Raw genomic sequence first — 589 nt, forward strand, 5'->3', positions numbered from 1 at the left:
CAAACAGACATAGATATCCAATGATGATAATAGGACAGGCGATATGGCAATATCATAGATTTAATCAGAGCTATCGTGATGTGAGAGAGCAACTATTATACAGAGGAATAGAAGTAAGTCATGAAACTATCAGAAGCTGGTGCTACAAGTTCGGTAAGGAATTTGAAAAAGTAATCAAAAAGAAGCAAAGGAAAGTAACAGATAAATGGCATTTAGATGAGATGACAATGAAAGTAAATGGAGAATATTTTATACTATGGAGAGCTGTAGACTCAGAGGGATATGAGTTAGATGTATTTTTACAGAAGCGTCGTAATAAAAAGTCGGCGATACGCTTTTTATCAAGATTGATACAATCATATCCAGTGCCAAGAGTAATTGTTACAGATAAATTAAAGAGTTATATCAAGCCAATTAAGGTGATGTGCCCTAAAACAGAACATAGAAGTCACAAAAGACTGAATAATCGCGTAGAAAATGCACATCAACCAACACGAAGAAAGGAGAAATGTCTGATAAAGTTCAAATCACCCTGGGGATTGCAACAAACTCTGTCATTAATGGGGAAAGTAAGAAATATATTCGCAGT

At 35.0% G+C, this 589-nt stretch carries 1 protein-coding gene; it reads left to right on the forward strand.

The genetic code is table 11. The features are described 5' to 3' along the window. Positions 1-589: IS6 family transposase (locus L8D11_RS05400; RefSeq protein ID WP_236870645.1), on the forward strand; the 589-nt coding region annotated here is incomplete at both ends.

This window comes from Candidatus Bandiella numerosa (genome assembly GCF_021811875.1).
Lineage (GTDB): Bacteria > Pseudomonadota > Alphaproteobacteria > Rickettsiales > Midichloriaceae > Aquirickettsia > Aquirickettsia numerosa_A.